Here is a 16,353-nt window from a genome sequence, read left to right as displayed (position 1 = left end):
TCTGCCGCCGGAACGCTTCGGTGTTCCGGCGGTTCCGGCGCGACCCCAATGATCATGTGGGGACGAGCGGGTCACCCCCGGCCAGGTCAGCCGTCTCCCCGGGAGGCGGTGCGCCGGGCGCTGTCGCGGCGCGGCCTGAGGGGGGCGTCCTCGTCGCTGAAGAGCTCCGGGTGCTTGGCGCGGATCTTCTCCACATCGCTGAAGACCAGCCGCAGATGGGAGCGCAGCGCCCCGTCGGCCCGGTCCAGATCGCCCTCCTCCAGCAGGTCGACCACCTCGCGGTGCTGGCCGATGAGCAGGGACATCTGCTGGGTCATGGGCAGTGACAGCCTGCGGGCCCGGTCCAGCTGTGCCTTGGCCTGGCTGACGACCGGCCAGGCCGAGGCGTGTCCGCTGACGGCCATCAGCCGGGCGTGGAACTCCTCGTCCAGCTGGAAGAAGCCCTGCATATCGGACTGGCGGTCGGCCTCCTCCTGCGCGGTGAGCAGCACCCGCAGCTCCGCCACATCCCGCGCGGTGGCCTTCTCCACGGCCTCCCGCAGCGCGGCGCACTCCAGCGCCTCCCGGATGAACTGGGCGGAGGCGACATCGCGCTCCCGGATGCGCGAGATGAACGTCCCCATCTGGGGATAGATGTCGACCAGTCCCTCGTCGGCGAGCAGGATCAGGGACTCGCGGACGGGGGTGCGGCTCACCCCGAGTTCGGCCGCCAGATCGTTCTCCGAGACGGCGGAGCCGGGCTCCAGCTCCAGGCCGACGATGCGCGAACGCAGCAGCTCATGGACCAGTTGCCGGGTGTTGCGCCCCCGGGAGCGTGCCGTGTGCAGTCCTTCCGCCGGTGCCATCCGACCCCTTCCGAACCCTTGACTCGCCTCACTGACGTACTTGTATGGTAGCCGACCGACAGCCCGGACTCCACCCCCGGAGCTCCACGGGAGCCCCCCGGAGCCCCCGGGAGCCCGCTCAGTGAGGAGCACATGCGTATGGCCACGATCACGGAGGCCAAGGTCATCGTCACCTCGCCGGGTCGCAATTTCGTGACCCTGAAGGTGACCACCTCCGACGGCGTGACCGGTCTCGGTGACGCGACCCTCAACGGCCGCGAACTCGCGGTCGCCTCCTACCTGGAGGACCACCTCGTACCGCTGCTGATCGGCCGCGACCCCGCCCGGATCGAGGACACCTGGCACTACCTCTACAAGGGGGCCTACTGGCGCCGCGGCCCGGTGACCATGACCGCCATCTCGGCCGTGGACACCGCGCTGTGGGACATCAAGGGCAAGGTCGCGGGTCTTCCGGTGTACGACCTGCTGGGCGGCAAGGCCCGCGAGGGCGCCATGGTCTACGGCCACGCCAGCGGCGGCGACGTCCCCGAGCTGCTGGAGGACGTCGCCCGCTTCCAGGAGATGGGCTACCGCGCGATCCGCGCCCAGGCCGCCGTCCCCGGCTCCCCGGGGACCTACGGCATCCGCCACGGCACGGTCGCCACCGTCTACGAGCCCGCCACCGGCGCGCTGCCCGAGGAACAGCCCTGGTCCACCGAGGCATATCTGGACTTCGCGCCGCGCTATCTGGAGGCCGTCCGCGAGCGGTTCGGCTTCGGCTTCCATCTGCTGCACGACGTCCACCACCGGCTCACCCCCACCGAAGCGGGGCGGCTCGGCCGCAGCCTGGAGGAGCTGCGGCTGTTCTGGATGGAGGACCCCACCCCCGCCGAGCTCCAGGAGTCCTTCCGCCAGATCCGCCATTCCACCACCACCCCGATCGCGGTCGGCGAGGTCTTCAACTCCATCTGGGACTGCCAGCAGCTCATCACCGAGCGGCTCATCGACTACATCCGCGCCTCGGTCGTACACGCCGGCGGCATCACCCATCTGCGGCGGATCTTCCACCTCGCCGAGCTGTACCAGGTGCGCACCGGCTCGCACGGCGCCACCGACCTGTCGCCGGTGAGCATGTCCGCCGCCGTCCACCTCGATGTCACCGTGCCCAACTTCGGCATCCAGGAGTACATGGCGCACGACCCGCTCACCCATGAGGTGTTCCGGCCGACCTACGAGCTGCGCGACGGCGCGCTGCACCCCTCGGCCGCGCCCGGCCTGGGCATCGAGTTCGACGAGGAGGCGGCCGCCCGCTTCCCGTACGACCCGAAGTACCTTCCGGTGAGCCGCCGTACCGACGGGTCGGTGCACGACTGGTGAGCGCCAACCCCACGCGGCGCCTGTCCCTGGCCACCCTGCCCGCCGTCCCCGCGGAGAGCCGCCCGCCGATCGACCCGCGGGCGCTGCGCCCCCGGATCGTGCATCTGGGCATCGGCGCCTTCCACCGCGCCCACCAGGCCCTCTACACACAAGCCGCCGAGGCGGCGCACGGCGGCGGCTGGGGCATCGCCGGTGTCACCCAGCGCAGCCGGGCCGTCGTGGACGCGCTGCGCCCGCAGGACGGGCTGTACTCCTTCACCGAGCGGCGCCCCGACGGCCCGGCCACCCACGTGGTCGGCACCGTGACCGAGGTGCTGCAGGCCGCCGACGACGGCGCCCGGCTCGGCGCGCTCCTCGCCTCCCCCGAGGTCACCGTCGTCACCCTCACCGTCACCGAGAAGGGCTACCGGCGCGACGCCGCCACCGGCGGACTCGCCCTGGAGGACCCGCTCGTCCGGGGCGATCTGGAGGGACGGCCCGCACCCGCGAGCGTGGCCGGGCAGCTCGCGGCGGGGCTGCGCGCCCGGCTGCGGGCCGGCGGCGCCCCGGTGTCGCTGGTGTCCTGCGACAACATGGCCGACAACGGCGCCGTACTGCGCCGCCTGGTGCGGGAGTTCATCGCCGCGACCGCGTGGGAGGACCGTGACCGCCTGCTGGACTGGATCACCGGCTCGGTCGCCTTCCCCGCCACCGTCGTCGACCGCATCGTCCCCGCCACCACCGACGCCGACCGGCAGGCCGCCGCCCGCGCGCTGACCGTGGCCGACCAGGGCGCGGTGACCGGCGAACCGTTCACCCAGTGGGTCCTCCAGGACATCTTCGCCGCCGACCGCCCGCGCTGGGAGGAGGCGGGGGTGCGCTTCGTCGCGGACGTCGCCCCCTACCAGCTCGCCAAGCTCCGGCTGCTCAACGGCTCCCACTCGCTCATCGCCTATCTCGGCCTGGCCGCCGGATGCGAGACCGTCGCCGATGTCCTGGCCACCCCCTGGGGCGAGGAGACCGTACGCGCCTACTGCGCCGAGGCCGCGCAGAGCCTGCCGCCCACCGAGGGGCTGGACCTCCCCGCCTACATCGACAGCCTGGTGGACCGCTTCGCCAACCCCGCGATGCACCATCGCATCCAGCAGATCGCCATGGACGGATCCCAGAAGATCCCCGAACGGTGGCTCGCCCCGCTGCGCGAACTGCGCGCCGCCGGACGGGACACCCCCTTCCTAGCCGCGGCCCTCGCCGCCTGGGCCCGCCGCACCCGGGACCACCCCCTGGACGATCCGCGCGCCGAGGAGCTGCGCCGGGCCTGGGACGGCCCGCACTCCGAGGCCCCGCGCCGGCTGCTGCGGCTGCTGGGCGCCGAGGACCTCGCGGACGACACCGCCCTCGTCGCGTCCGTACGGGCGGAGCTGGACTCCAGCGCCCGGCCGCCGCGCTGACCGCACGCACCGCCCCTTCAAAGGAGAGCCGCCTTGAAGACGCCCAGAGTCGCCCCCGCCACCGACACGCCATCCCAGGACGGGGCCAGCCCCGCGCCACCGCGCCCACGCGGTCTGCGGCACAACACCCGCTGGCTGATGGTCTTCCTCTGTTTCCTGGGCATGACCGTCAACTACGTCGACCGCGCCACCATCTCCCTCTCCCTGCCCTATATGACCGATGACCTGCACATCGGCCCCGAATGGCAGGGCGTCATCCTCAGCATGTTCTTCGTGACCTACGCGCTGGGCCAACTGCCCGCCGGGGCACTGATCGACCGCTACGGCGAGAAGCGCATGTTCGCCATCGGCGGGCTGCTCTGGTCCCTGGTCACCGTGGGCACCGGCTTCGTCCGGGGCATCGGCAGCCTGCTGTTCGCCCGCCTCGCCCTCGGCGCGGGCGAGGCCCCGGCCTACCCCTCGTGCGCCAAGTCCGTCTCCCGCTGGTTCCCGGTCCGCGAACGGGCGCTGGCCAACAGCGTCTGGGACAACGGCGCCCGCGCCGGCACCGCCGTCGCCGCCCCGGTGGTGACCGCGCTGATCGCCTGGCAGGGCTGGCGGATGGCGTTCTGGGTCACCGGCGCGGCCGGTCTGCTGTGGGTCGCGCTGTGGCTGAAGGCATACCGCGAGCCCACGGCGCGCGACGGGCTCAGCGCCGAGGAGCGCGCGTACGTCACCGCGGGCGGCGCCCGGCTCGAGGAGAACCCCGCCGAGGAGACGGCGCCGGAGGAGCCCGCCGTCCGCTGGCGCGACCTGTTCCGGTACCGCACGGTCTGGGGCATGATGATCGGCTTCTTCTGCCTCAACTACGTCATCTACTTCTTCATCACCTGGTTCCCCAGCTACCTCGTCGACGCCCGCGGCTTCGACCTGCTCAAGCTGGGCTTCTACGGCGCCCTGCCCGGCGTCGTCGCCATCGGCGGCAGTCTGCTCGGCGGCTGGACCAGCGACACGCTGCTGCGCCGCGGCTGGTCGGTGACCCGGGCCCGTAAGACCTGTCTGGTGTGCGGGATGCTCTTCTCCTCGGTCATCGCCTTCGCGGTGCTCGTCCCCAGCGCCACGGGGGCCCTGGCACTGCTGTCCGTCAGCTACGCGAGCCTGGCCTTCTCCGCCGCCTCGGTGGCCAGCCTGCCCGCCGACGTCGCACCCACCCCGCGCCATGTCGCCTCGCTCGGCGGCATTCAGAACTTCGCGTCCAACCTGGCCGGGGTGCTCGGCTCGACCACCACCGGGCTGCTGCTGGGCGCTTTCAACCACTCCTTCGTCGCACCGCTGATGCTGTCCGGCGCGCTGTGCGTGATCGGCGCCCTCACCTACGGCCTGGTCATCCAGCGCGTCGAACCGCTGCGGCTGTCCGCCGCCTGAGCCCCACTCATGTACGAGGAGAACCACCCCGATATGAACGACGCCACCGCCGCGATCCTGCACGGCCCCAAGGACGTGCGCATCGAGCGGCGCCCGATTCCCCAACCGGCCTCCGGCGAGGTTCTCGTGGAGATCGGCGCGGTGGGGCTGTGCGGCTCCGACCTGCACTACTACGCCCACGGCGAGAACGGCCCCAATGTGCTGCGCTCCCCCACCGCGCTCGGCCACGAGGCGGCCGGAACGGTCGTGGCGGGCGACGGCCCCCTGCCCGCGGGCACCCGGGTCGCGATCGAGCCCGCCATCCCGTGCGGACGCTGCCGCGCCTGCCGCGCGGGCCGCTACAACCAGTGCCCCCACGGCCGCTGCTTCGGCTCCCCGCCCACCGACGGCGCCCTGACCGGGCATCTGGCCGTGCCCGCGGAGTTCGCCCATCCGCTCCCCGACGGCTTCCCCCTCACCTCCGGGGCGCTCATCGAACCCCTCGCGGTCGCCCTGCACGCGGTGCGCCGCGGCCATGTCGCGGCCGGGGACCGGGTGCTGATCACCGGTGCCGGACCGATCGGCCTGCTGGTCCTCCAGGCCGCCCGCGCCGTGGGGGCGGGGGAGACCGTGGTGACCGACGTCAACCCCGGCCGGCTGGCCCACGCCCGCCGCCTGGGCGCCGACCGCGCCCTGGACACCTCCCGTGAGCCCCTCCCCCAGGATCCGGTGTTCGATATCGCGCTCGACTGCTCCGGTATCGAGTCCGCCCTGGCGGCTGCCGCGCACGCGGTACGCCCCGGCGGCACCGTGGTCGCCGTCGGCAACCCGCCCCAGCCCCGCACCACGCTGCCGCTGGCCTGGATGCAGCGTCAGGAGCTCACCCTGGTCACCGCCTTCCGCTACGCCGGGGAGTTCCCCGCGGCGGTGTCCCTGGCCGCCACCGGACGGATCGACCTCGAGTCGCTGGTCACCGCCCGCTTCCCCCTGGAACGTACGGCGGACGCGCTCCAGACGGCGCTCTCCGACCCCGCACAGCTCAAGGTCGTCATCGAGCCCTGAGCCATGGCCGTCCAAGCGGTCGGACTTTGAGCCATGGCCGCCCGAACAGACGAGCCCTGAGCAGCCGTCCGGGCCGGGGCCGCACCCCGTCCGTCCCACCCGTCACAATGGGGATCATGTCCCGACGTACCCGACGCCCGCGGCCGGCCCGCCTCACCCCGGCCTCCTGCCCCTGCGGGCTGCCCGCGGCCTACGACGACTGCTGCGGCCGGCTGCACCGCGGCCAGGCCCGTGCGACCACCGCCGAGCAGCTGATGCGCTCGCGCTACAGCGCCTTCGCCGTCGGGGACGAGGCGTATCTGCTGCGCAGTTGGCACCCCACCACCCGGCCGCCCGGCGCCGGGCTCGACCCGGGGCTGCGCTGGGTGCGCCTGGAGATCCTGGGCACCACCGAGGGCAGCGCGTTCCACACCACGGGCACCGTCGAGTTCCGCGCCCACTACACCCAGGGCGGCCGCACGGGCTCGCTCCACGAGAACAGCCGCTTCGTACGCCACGAGGGCGACTGGGTCTATCTCGACGGTGTGACCGGCGACTGACCCCGCACCACAGCGGCCGGCGCGACCACCCTCCGCGCCGACTTGGTCATTTGTTTCCCGTGTCGTCGCCGACGCCTTCTGGTGCCCGGTCAACTCCGGGGCGATGCTGGGGCGCTGTGCGTGTGAACCACGCGAGTCCCCTGGCCCCATGGAGTTGCCGTGCCTCCTGTCGCGTTCGCCAGACCTCTGGCGGCCCTGGCCGCGGTGTCCGCCCTTGTGCTGGGCGCCGCCGGCCAGGCCACCGCCGACACCACCCCCGCCCCGGCGCCCGAACCCCTGCCGCGGGTCTCCGCGGAGATGCTGCGGCCGGTCGCGCCGCCCGCCGCCAGCGGTGCGCCGGGCACCCGGTCCGTGGCCGACGGCGACGGGCTGCAGACCGCCCGCTCCTCGCGGCCGGTCGCCCCGGGGGTGAAGCTGACCTCGTACGACCGGCTGGAGTCGGACAAATGGCTGCGGGTCGACGCGCTGTCGGTGGACCTGGCCGGCGGCACCAAGGTCGACTATCTCCACCCCGACCAGGTCGCCAAGCGGCGGACGGTGTCCCAACTGGCCGCCGAGCACGACGCCGGGCCGGGGCGCCGCACGGTCGCGGCGATCAACGGTGACTTCTTCGACATCAACCAGACCGGCGCCCCCGAGGGCAACGGCATCGGCGACGGCCGCCTCGTCAACTCCGCCTCCGCGGCCGGGCCCGCCCAGGCCGTCGGCATCGGCCCGGCCGACGCGGGCCGTGTCCTCCAGCTCTACTTCGACGGCACCCTGACCCTTCCCGACGGCCCCCACCCGCTCGCGGCGCTCAACGCCGCCAACGTCCCGGCCGCCGGGATCGGGGCGTACACCGCCCGGTGGGGCGAGGCGGACCGCGCCCAGACCGTGGACGGCGCACGGCGCACCGCCGAGGTCACGGTCGTGGACGGCAAGGTCACCAAGGCGGCCACCGCGCCCGGCAAGGGCCCGATCCCGGCCGGTGCGACCGTGCTGCTCGGCCGGGACGCCGGGGCCGACGAGCTGTCCGGACTGGCCGTCGGCGACGCGGTGTCGATGGAGTACCGGCCGCGCACCGACGACGGCGACCTGCCGCGCACGGCCCTCAGCGGCCGGGAACTGCTGGTCGTGGACGGCAAGCCGGTCGGCCACGACGGCGAGGGCAACAACACCACGGCGCCGCGCACCGCGGTCGGCTTCTCCCGCGACGGCCGCACCATGCAGATCCTCACCGTGGACGGGCGGCAGGCCGACAGCGGCGGGGTCACCCTCACCGAGCTGGGCCTGATGATGAAGGACGCGGGCGCCTACAGCGCGCTCAACCTCGACGGCGGCGGCTCCTCCACGCTCGTCGCCCGCGAGCCCGGCAGCGACACCGCCCGGGTGGAGAACAGCCCGTCCGACGGCGCCGAGCGCACCGTCCCCAACGGCCTGGCCCTCACCGCGCCCGACGGCAGCGGCCGGCTCAAGGGCTTCTGGGTGGACACCGCGATGGACCGCGCGTCCGCGCCCACCGCGGACCCGGTCCGGGGCGGCCACCCCGAGCGGGTCTTCCCCGGGCTCACCCGCCGCCTCACCGCCGCCGGTTACGACGAGACGTACGGCCCGGCCGACGGCGCGCCGCAGTGGCGGGCGGCCGATTCGCACATCGGCCGGGTCGGCTCCGACGGCACCTTCACCGCCCGCCACGGCGGTGACACCACCGTCACCGCCCGGCGCGGCGCCGCCCACGGCGACATCGGCCTCACCGTCCTGGACCGGCTGGACCGGATCCAGCCCACCAACCGGCTGGTCGGCCTGGCCGACGCCGAGGCCACGGGCCGGTTCGGCATCGTCGGCCTGGACGCGCACGGCACCAGCGCCCCCGTCGAACCCTCCGATATACAGCTCTCGTACGACCACGCACTGTTCGACATCGCCCCGGACCCCCGGACGGGCACCTTCACCGTCAAGGCGCGCCACGACCAGGCCGCGGGGCAGGTCAAGGTCCGCGTCGGCGGCGCCACCACCGTGCTCGCCGTCACCGTCGGCCTGACCGAGCGGCAGGAGGCGTCCTTCGACGACGCCGATCGCTGGACCTTCAGCCAGGCCCGCGCCTCCGGTTCGGCGGAGGCCACGCCCGACGGCCACACCGGCACCGGGCTAAAGCTGGACTACGACTTCAGCCAGTCCACGGCCACCCGCGCCGCCTATGTCACCCCGCCCCAGCAGATCGAGGTGGACGGGCAGCCGCAGTCCTTCGGCCTGTGGATCAAGGGCGACGGCAAGGGGGCGTGGCCCACCCTGCACCTCAAGGACGCGGCGGGCTCCGACCAGTTGCTCCGCGGACCGTATGTGACCTGGACCGGATGGCGACATGTCGACTTCGCCGTGCCGGCCGGGGTCGCGTATCCGCTGAAGGTCAACCGCTTCTACCTCGCCGAGACCTCCGCCACCCGCCAGTACACCGGCAGTGTGGTCATCGACGACCTCTCGGCGCGGGTGCCGCCCTCCGTCGAACTGCCCACGCAGAGCGTGCGCCCCGATCCGCTGATCTCCACCGCCGCGCAGGTGCGGGGGCGCGACTGGCGGTTCGCGGTGATGTCCGACGCGCAGTTCGTGGCCCGCGATCCGGGCAGCCCGATCGTCGCCCAGGCCCGCCGCACCCTGCGGGAGATCAAGGCGGCCAAGCCCGACTTCCTGGTGATCAACGGGGACCTGGTCGACGAGGGCTCCCCCGCCGATCTGTCCTTCGCCCGCACCGTGCTGAAGGAAGAGCTGGGCGATGAGCTGCCCTGGTACTACGTGCCCGGCAACCATGAGGTGATGGGCGGCTCCATCGACAACTTCACAGGCGAATTCGGGCCCGCCCACCGCTCGTTCGACCACCGGGGCACCCGCTTCCTCACCCTGGACACCTCACGGCTGGGGCTGCGCGCCGGTGGCTTCGACCAGATCAAGGAGTTGCGCGCCCAGCTGGACGCGGCCGCGAAGGACCCCGACGTCGGCTCGGTGATGGTGATCGAGCATGTGCCGCCGCGTGACCCCACCCCGCAGCAGGGCAGCCAGCTCGGCGACCGCAAGGAGGCGGCGCTGCTGGAGGGCTGGCTGACCGACTTCCGCCGCACGACGGGCAAGGGCGCGGGGTTCATCGGCAGCCACGTCGGCACCTTCCACGCCTCACGGGTGGACGGCGTCCCGTATCTGATCAACGGCAACTCGGGCAAGAACCCCGCCACCCCGCCCAACCAGGGCGGGTTCACCGGCTGGTCGATGGTCGGCGTGGACCACGTCTCGGCCCGGGACCAGGCGGCCGCGCGCCACGCACCGTGGCAGGGCGGCCCGGACTGGGTGTCCGTGCAGACCCGCGCCCATGTGGACGGGCTCACCGTCACCGCCCCGGACGACCTGCACACCGGGCAGGCCGCCGACATCACGGCGACCGTCTTCCAGGGCGAGGGGATCGACGCCCGGCGGGTGCCGGTCGGCTTCCCGCTGAGCGCGGACTGGACCGGCTCGCCAAACGTCCACATCGGCGACCCGGACGACGCCGGACGCCGCGATGTGGCGGCGTACGACCCGGCCGACGGCAAGCTCACCGCGCTGCGCCCGGGAACGGCCACCCTCGCGGTGCGCGTGAACGGCGCCACCACGCAGGCGCGGTTCACCGTCACCGCGGCGGCCGCGGCGCCCGCGGCCTGAGGGCTGTCCGGCGGAACACGATTCCGGCGGTTGGCCCACTGGGACATCGGCCCGCGCATCCGCACCTGCTCGGTGCGGATGCGCGGTACCGAAAGTCAGGTCACCGCCGCAGCGGTCCCTCGCAACTGAAGTCCGCGGTGCCGGAGTTGCCCGTGACGGTGGGCCGGCCGAAGCTGCAGTTCATATCGCCGAAGTCGACGGCTGCCGGCTTGGAACGGTCGAGCAGGCTGGCGTCGACCGCCTCGGACATCTCCGTGAAGACCTTGTTGAGGCTGCCGGGGTCGCTGAGGTTCGCGGTGATCTCGCCGGTGCAGACGAACCGTCCGTGCTCGCCGTCGCCGTTGTCCTTGCAGACGGGCTGGTTGCCGGTGGCCTGGGAGAAGGCGCTCTGCGCCCCGGCGGCGTCGGTGAGCGTCAGGTCCTGGTTGGGGACGAACGTGGTGTCCGGTACGAACAGGTCGTCGACGATGGCTATCTGTTGGTCGAGGAAGGCGTTGTACTGCTGCTGGAGGTTGGTGTCCGCGCCCTGCTGGTTGCGCCAGTTGTCGAAGGCGACGGGGTCGTCGGCGCGGATGAACCGGTACATCTCCTGGAGCTTCGCCGGGTGGTCGCGCCACAGGAACTCGAAGAAGGTTCCCGCGTAGGAGTAGAAGCGGAAGCCGCCGCCGTCGTAGGTCGCGTGCAGCATCTCGTTGATCGTCATCCGCGGCCTGCCGCCCTGGGTGTCGCTGATGATGTCACGGACCAGGGACTGGCGTACGCGGATGCCGTCGTCACGGGTCGAGCCGTCGAAGAACTCGGCGCTGCCCTCGTCCATGGCGGTCGTGCGGTCACCCTCGTACCAGGGGCCCTCGCCGAAGAAGCCGGGGACGGCGAACCGGCCGTTGAGGTAGTGGGTGTACTCGTGCCGGAAGAGCTCTTCCAGGGTGAGGGAGGAGTCCTGGGGCACGCGGCGCTGGTACGTGTAGAAGGTCGCACCCTTCTCGATGTAGACACCGCCGTTGTCGGTGGACATGCCAGTGAGCATCGGGTGGTAGACCTCGTAGTCGGAGCGTGAGGCGTACAGCACGATGCCGAGGGTGGCGTTCGGGTCGCCGGCGAGCGGCTCCTCGGTGCCGAGCACCCGGTGGAACTGGGCCCTGACCTGCTTGGACGCATAGTAGAGCTGGTCGACGGTGGCGCGGTCGAGGGCGGTGCGGACCTTGATGCCGCCGTTGTCGTAGGAGTACGTGTTCGGGAAGATCCGCTTCTCGATGTCCTCCTTGCAGACGCCGTAGGGCCGGCACGCCTCGAAGGTGATGAGCCAGGAGACGACCTTGCCCCAGGGTGCGCTGCCCTCGCCGAAGTTCTTGACCGTGACGGGCAGCAGCGCTCCGAGATCGGCGATGGTCTGCTGCTTGAGGGAGTCGATCTCGCCGAAGCGGCCGTACTCGAGGAGGGCGTCGCGTACGACCCAGGCGTTGGGGGTGTCCTTCAGGTGGGTGTAATCGGCGAACGCCTTGAAGGCGGCACGGTAGCCGGGGTCGGCGGCGACCGCGGCCTGGAACTCCTTGTCCTGGTTGCCGGAGTAGACACCCAGGTAGTTCAGCGAGAGCGCGGAGAGGGCGGCGTTGCCCCAGGACTGGTCCTTGTTGGTGGCGGTGTGCTCCGGGTCCATGGTGGCCAGGACCTTCTTGACCAGGCCGAGTTGGTACTGGCGTCCGCCGGGCCCGCTGCAGCCGATCAGGGCCTCGCGCAGGGTGTCGGCGTTGGCCCGGGTGGCGTCGAAGGTGCGGGCCGCGGCGCCGAAGGCGTCGACCGCGCCGCGTACCGCGTTGACGGTGGGGGCGTCGGTGGTGTCGATCTCGTCGTGTGAGAAGTCGTGGTACGCCACCGCGTGCAGGTACGTGAACATCTCGTACAGGTGGCTGGTGTTCTCGCCGTCGTGGCCGGGGGCGAGGGAGGCGATGCGCCGGGCCACGGTCTGGACGTGTGCGTCGGACATGACGGGGATCAGCCGCGGGTCCCAGTTCCAGATGAGGCCACGCAGACAGCCGTCGGCGGTGACCGCGGGGTCGGCGAGGAAGTCGGCCAGCTGATCAGGGCTCAGCCCGGTGATGCCGTCCAGGGTGCAGGGGGCGACGGCCGGCTTCTTGTCGTGGTGCGGGGTGGCCGGCCCGGACAGCGGGCCGGGTATCCGTCCGTCGGTGGTGACGGAGCCGGGCGCGGGGGCCGGAGGTGCGCTGAACTCCGGTTTCGCGTCAAGGCGCTGGGCGTGGTCGAAGGGGTTGCCGGCAGGCCGGGGCGGGGGCTTCGGTGCCGCCTTCGGCTGCCACGGACGGGCGGATGGTGCGGGGTCCCTGGGCGCGGCCGCGGCGGCCTGCCCGAGCGGCATCACGAGCGCGGCGACGAGGGTCGCGGCCAGCAGGAGTCTGCGTGAGGAGCGCGAATGTAACACCTGAACCTCCAAGAGGCGGTGGGGGGTGAGTGGGGGCCCGAGGCAATGGCCTTCACTTCACGAGGTGTGACCTGTAACATAGTAATGTGAAATTGCACTGACAAGGCGTCAGGAAAAGGTCATCCAGATTTCCTTCACCGGAGGTATCCGTGACCGCACGTGCCGCCCAACTCCACACCGGCAGCCATGACTTGCCCGTATCGGACGCCCTCGCCCGCTCCATGGCCGACGGCTGGGCCCCAGCCCCACCCCCAGATGACTCCCGGGTCCCCGGCTTCGAGCAGCTCACCGGCCGCCGGGCCCGGCTCGCCGCCCGCTTCCCCGGCGAGCGGCTGCTCATCCCGGCCGGCGAGCTGAAGGTCCGCTCCCACGACTGCGACCACCGCTTCCGCCCGCACAGTGCGTACGCCTGGCTGACCGGGCTGACCGGCGAGGACCAGCCCGGTCACGTGCTCGTCCTGGAGCCGGACGGCGAGCCCGTGCTGTACCTGCGGCCGCGGTCACCACGCGAGAAGGGCGGGGAGTTCTACCGGGACCGCAAGTACGGCGAGTTCTGGGTCGGCCGCCGCCCCGACCTGGCCGAGGCCGAGCGGCTGACCGGCATCCGCTGCGCCCACCTGGCCGGCCTCGCCCGCCTCGGCCCCGGCAGGGACGCCTCCCGCGATCCCGAACTGGCCTCCGCGCTCAGCGAGTTGCGCTTGGTGAAGGACCCATGGGAGGTGGCCCAGCTCCAGCAGGCCGTGGATCACACCGCCACCGGCTTCGAGGATGTCGTCCGCGCCCTGCCATCGGCACTGCGGCACCCCCGCGGCGAACGCTGGATCGAGGGCGTCTTCCAGCTGCGCGCCCGCGCCGAGGGCAACGGCACCGGCTACGAGACCATCGCCGCCGCCGGCGCCCACGCCTGTGTGCTGCACTGGACCCGCAACGACGGCCCGCTCGACCCGCGGCAACTGCTCCTGCTCGACGCGGGCGTGGAGACCGACGCGCTGTACACCGCCGACCTCACCCGCACCCTCCCGCTGTCCGGGCGCTTCTCCCCCGTCCAGCGCCGGGTCTACGAGCTGGTGCTCGCCGCGCAGGACGCAGGGATCGCCGCCCTCAAACCGGGCGCGAGCTTCCGCGACTTCCACCGGGCCTGTTCCACCGTGCTCGCCGAGGGCCTCGCCGACTGGGGCGTACTGCGCATCCCCGCCGCACAGGCACTCACGGCCGAGAGCGGCCTCCACCGGCGCTACACCCTGTGCAGCTCCGGCCATATGCTCGGGCTCGACGTCCACGACTGCGCCCGGGCCCGCGCGGAGCAGTACCTGGACGGCGTCCTGGAGGAGGGCCAGGTCCTCACCGTCGAACCGGGCCTCTACCTCCAGCCCGACGACACGACCCTGCCGCCCGAACTGCGCGGGATCGGTGTGCGCATCGAGGACGATCTGGTGATCACCGCCGACGGCGCCCGCCTGATGTCAACGGCCCTGCCCCGCACGGCCGATGCGGTGGAGGAGTGGATGGACCGGCTGCTGTCCCCGTCCGGCTGATCCGCGGTCGCGCCGCACTGCCGGCCAAGCGGCCCGCTCCCGTCCAAGCGGCCCGGCGGGGCGGCACCCCGTCAGGGCACTCGTGCGGCCTCCTCGCGGCCCTGGGCCCACAGAGAACGGACATGGCCGAGGTGGCGGGTCATGCATGCCTCCGCCGCTTCGGCGTCCCCGGCCAGCATCACATCGAGCAGTTCCACATGCTCCTCGGCGGACGGCAGCAGCTGGTCGTGTTCGTCGAGCCAGGTCAGGCCGTAGAGACGGGAGCGCTTGCGCAGGTCACCGACGGTCTCGACGAGGCGGTCATTGCCGCTGAGGCCCAGCAGTTCGAGGTGGAAGCGACGGTCGGCCTCCAGATAGCCGACGAGGTCATGGGCGGCCGCCGCCTCGACGATCTCCAGGGCGATCGGGCGGAGCGCTTCGAGCTGGGCGCGGGTCGCGGTGCGGGTGACCCGGCCGACGACCGGGACCTCGATCAGCGCCCGGATCTCGGTGTACTGGTCGAGGTCGCGGTCGCTCACCTCGGTGATCCGGAAGCCCTTGTTGCGCACCGGCTCGACCAGACCCTCGCGGGCCAAGTCGAGCATGGCCTCCCGCACCGGTGTGGCCGAGACCCCGAAGTCCGCGGCCAGACCGGGCGCCGAGTAGACCGTGCCCGGCCGGAGTTCACCCGCTATCAAGGCCGCACGCAGCTGATGGGCGACCTGGTCGCGCAGCCGATGCTGAACGGTGGCCAGGCTCCGATGCTTGAGTTCACCCATCTCGGCCCTCCGAATGGCACGTCGAGTCGGCGCGGAGTGCCAGCGTACAATGTCACGTTGCGCCAGCGGCCCGTCAATGGCCCGGCCGGGGTCCGAGCTCAGGTGTCCCAGACCCGGCGGACCTGTTCGAAGCGGGTGGGCAGCGGAGGGCGGCGACCGGCGTACCGGGCGTTCGTACGGTGGACGAACCGGCGCCAGGAGAGCACCAGCCCCTGCCGGGTGATGGGCAGCCCGGCGACCACGGTCACACCGTTGTCATGGGTGTGGTGCACCGTCAGCAGCAGCGCGTCCGGCACCGACCCCTCCAGCTCGGCGCAGAGCTCCTGCCGCACCCGCAGCCAGCGGCGCAGCACCAGCACGGTGCCGCGGTCCAGGCCGTGCCGGCGCGGGACGCGATGCTTGCCGTGCTCGATGGTCACCCATCCGGAGTCGAGGTCCAGCGCCGACAGTCCGCAGCGCAGCAGTCCGCCGTACCGGGCGCCACTGGCCCGCGCCAGGCCCACCACCACGGCCAGCCGTACGGTCTCCGGCTTCGCGCCGTCCTCCATCGCCTGCACCGAGAGCTGCCGCCAGATCCACTCCGCCTCCGCCGTCGAGACCACCGGCCGCGGATAGCGGTCCTGCGCCGCCTCCTTCGCCGTCCGCGCCTGGGACCGCGCTGCCATGTCCACCCCCTGGGAGCCTCGCGACACCGAGGCGACATCGAGTCGCTTGGCACACTATTTCTTCCGTCGATGCCCGCGTCAAGGGCATCACGGCGGTACGGTCGTCCGTGTGCGTCTTCTGCTGATGTCCGACACCCATCTCCCCCGGCGCGCCAAGGCGCTCCCCGGGGAGCTGCTGGAGCGGCTGCCGCACGCCGATGTCGTGGTCCACGCGGGCGACTGGGTCGACCTCGCCACCCTCGATCTGCTCCAGGAGCGATCGCGGCGGCTGATCGGGGTGTACGGCAACAACGACGGGCCCGAGCTGCGGGCGCGGCTGCCGGAGGTGGCCCGGGCCGAGCTGGCGGGGGTGCGGCTGGGCGTGGTGCACGAGACCGGAGCGGCGCGGGGGCGGGAGCGGCGCTGCGCCGAGCGGTTCCCCGGCCTCGATGTGCTGGTGTTCGGCCACAGCCATATCCCGTGGGACTCCACGGCCGAGGGGCCGCTGCGGCTGCTCAACCCCGGCTCCCCCACCGACCGGCGCCGGCAGCCGTACTGTACGTTTATGACGGCCGCGATCGAGGACGGGCGGCTTACCGCCGTGGAGCTGCACCGGCTGCCGCCCCGCCGCTGACCGATCGCCGTTCCCCGGGTGGGGTGGCCGCGCCCGTTTCCTTCCGTTCGCTCGTCTCTCCTTT

Annotated in this window: 12 protein-coding genes; 8 read left to right on the top strand and 4 right to left on the bottom strand. The window is 72.5% G+C overall.

Going from position 1 to position 16,353, the window contains the following annotated elements:
* Nucleotides 1–86: 86 nt before the first annotated feature.
* Entirely contained in the window at nucleotides 87–845 is a 759-nt protein-coding gene (locus tag J5X86_RS30345; protein ID WP_107439192.1) for a GntR family transcriptional regulator, read from the bottom strand.
* A gap of 138 nt (nucleotides 846–983) precedes the next feature.
* Here J5X86_RS30345 and manD point away from each other — a divergent pair, with 138 nt between their 5' ends.
* The 6 genes from manD to J5X86_RS30315 all read left to right on the top strand — a co-directional run bounded on the left by manD (nucleotide 984) and on the right by J5X86_RS30315 (nucleotide 10,281).
* Complete coding sequence (gene manD / locus J5X86_RS30340) at nucleotides 984–2,201, top strand: D-mannonate dehydratase ManD (protein ID WP_208519894.1); 1,218 nt, start codon at nucleotides 984–986, stop codon at nucleotides 2,199–2,201.
* Nucleotides 2,198–3,631, top strand: a complete 1,434-nt coding sequence (locus J5X86_RS30335) for a mannitol dehydrogenase family protein (protein ID WP_208519893.1) — start codon at nucleotides 2,198–2,200, stop codon at nucleotides 3,629–3,631. The genes manD and J5X86_RS30335 overlap by 4 nt, the downstream gene beginning before the upstream one ends.
* Nucleotides 3,632–3,664: 33 nt before the next feature.
* Nucleotides 3,665–5,035: an MFS transporter gene (locus J5X86_RS30330; protein ID WP_208519892.1), complete on the top strand. Its 1,371-nt coding sequence runs from the start codon at nucleotides 3,665–3,667 to the stop codon at nucleotides 5,033–5,035.
* A 33-nt stretch (nucleotides 5,036–5,068) separates the two neighbouring features.
* Nucleotides 5,069–6,076, top strand: a complete 1,008-nt coding sequence (locus tag J5X86_RS30325; protein WP_208519891.1) for an NAD(P)-dependent alcohol dehydrogenase — start codon at nucleotides 5,069–5,071, stop codon at nucleotides 6,074–6,076.
* A 116-nt stretch (nucleotides 6,077–6,192) separates the two neighbouring features.
* The gene (locus tag J5X86_RS30320) at nucleotides 6,193–6,615 is read left to right on the top strand and encodes a YchJ family protein (RefSeq protein ID WP_208519890.1); all 423 of its coding nucleotides are present in this window, start codon (nucleotides 6,193–6,195) and stop codon (nucleotides 6,613–6,615) included.
* Nucleotides 6,616–6,774: 159 nt separating this feature from the next.
* Nucleotides 6,775–10,281 (top strand): phosphodiester glycosidase family protein, encoded by a 3,507-nt coding sequence (locus tag J5X86_RS30315; RefSeq protein WP_208519889.1) that lies wholly within the window; start codon nucleotides 6,775–6,777, stop codon nucleotides 10,279–10,281.
* Between the two features lie 100 nt (nucleotides 10,282–10,381).
* Here the strand turns inward: J5X86_RS30315 and J5X86_RS30310 are convergent, their stop codons facing one another.
* A complete protein-coding gene (locus tag J5X86_RS30310) occupies nucleotides 10,382–12,718 on the bottom strand; it encodes a collagenase (protein ID WP_208519888.1) in 2,337 nt (778 codons plus the stop codon).
* A 149-nt stretch (nucleotides 12,719–12,867) separates the two neighbouring features.
* Here J5X86_RS30310 and J5X86_RS30305 point away from each other — a divergent pair, with 149 nt between their 5' ends.
* Nucleotides 12,868–14,253, top strand: coding sequence for an aminopeptidase P family protein (locus J5X86_RS30305; RefSeq protein ID WP_208519887.1), 1,386 nt, complete (start codon nucleotides 12,868–12,870; stop codon nucleotides 14,251–14,253).
* A 71-nt stretch (nucleotides 14,254–14,324) separates the two neighbouring features.
* On the opposite strand, the gene J5X86_RS30300 is transcribed toward J5X86_RS30305, so the two are convergent.
* Together J5X86_RS30300 and J5X86_RS30295 are read right to left on the bottom strand one after the other, a co-directional pair.
* Nucleotides 14,325–15,011, bottom strand: a complete 687-nt coding sequence (locus J5X86_RS30300) for a GntR family transcriptional regulator (protein WP_208519886.1) — start codon at nucleotides 15,009–15,011, stop codon at nucleotides 14,325–14,327.
* 98 nt (nucleotides 15,012–15,109) lie between these two features.
* Nucleotides 15,110–15,676 carry a tyrosine-type recombinase/integrase gene (locus J5X86_RS30295; protein WP_208519885.1) on the bottom strand — a complete coding sequence of 189 codons (567 nt, stop codon included), beginning with the start codon at nucleotides 15,674–15,676 and terminating at the stop codon, nucleotides 15,110–15,112.
* A gap of 109 nt (nucleotides 15,677–15,785) precedes the next feature.
* On the opposite strand from J5X86_RS30295, the gene J5X86_RS30290 reads away from it, so the two are divergent.
* The gene (locus J5X86_RS30290; RefSeq protein WP_208519884.1) at nucleotides 15,786–16,289 is read left to right on the top strand and encodes a metallophosphoesterase; all 504 of its coding nucleotides are present in this window, start codon (nucleotides 15,786–15,788) and stop codon (nucleotides 16,287–16,289) included.
* The last annotated feature ends 64 nt before the right edge of the window (nucleotides 16,290–16,353 follow it).

The organism is Streptomyces sp. NEAU-YJ-81 (assembly GCF_017592595.1).
GTDB lineage: Bacteria > Actinomycetota > Actinomycetes > Streptomycetales > Streptomycetaceae > Streptomyces > Streptomyces hygroscopicus_B.
The sequence above is the reverse complement of the archived record's forward strand: the minus strand, read 5'-3'. Positions and strand labels throughout refer to the sequence as shown.

Bases quoted from the DNA above. Each gene is read 5' to 3' on its own strand.
- J5X86_RS30320 (WP_208519890.1), top strand. From the start codon at position 6,193: ATGTCCCGACGTACCCGACGCCCGCGGCCGGCCCGCCTCACCCCGGCC.
- J5X86_RS30295 (WP_208519885.1), bottom strand. From the start codon at position 15,676: ATGGCAGCGCGGTCCCAGGCGCGGACGGCGAAGGAGGCGGCGCAGGAC.
- J5X86_RS30325 (WP_208519891.1), top strand. From the start codon at position 5,069: ATGAACGACGCCACCGCCGCGATCCTGCACGGCCCCAAGGACGTGCGC.
- J5X86_RS30345 (WP_107439192.1), bottom strand. From the start codon at position 845: ATGGCACCGGCGGAAGGACTGCACACGGCACGCTCCCGGGGGCGCAAC.
- manD (WP_208519894.1), top strand. From the start codon at position 984: ATGGCCACGATCACGGAGGCCAAGGTCATCGTCACCTCGCCGGGTCGC.
- J5X86_RS30300 (WP_208519886.1), bottom strand. From the start codon at position 15,011: ATGGGTGAACTCAAGCATCGGAGCCTGGCCACCGTTCAGCATCGGCTG.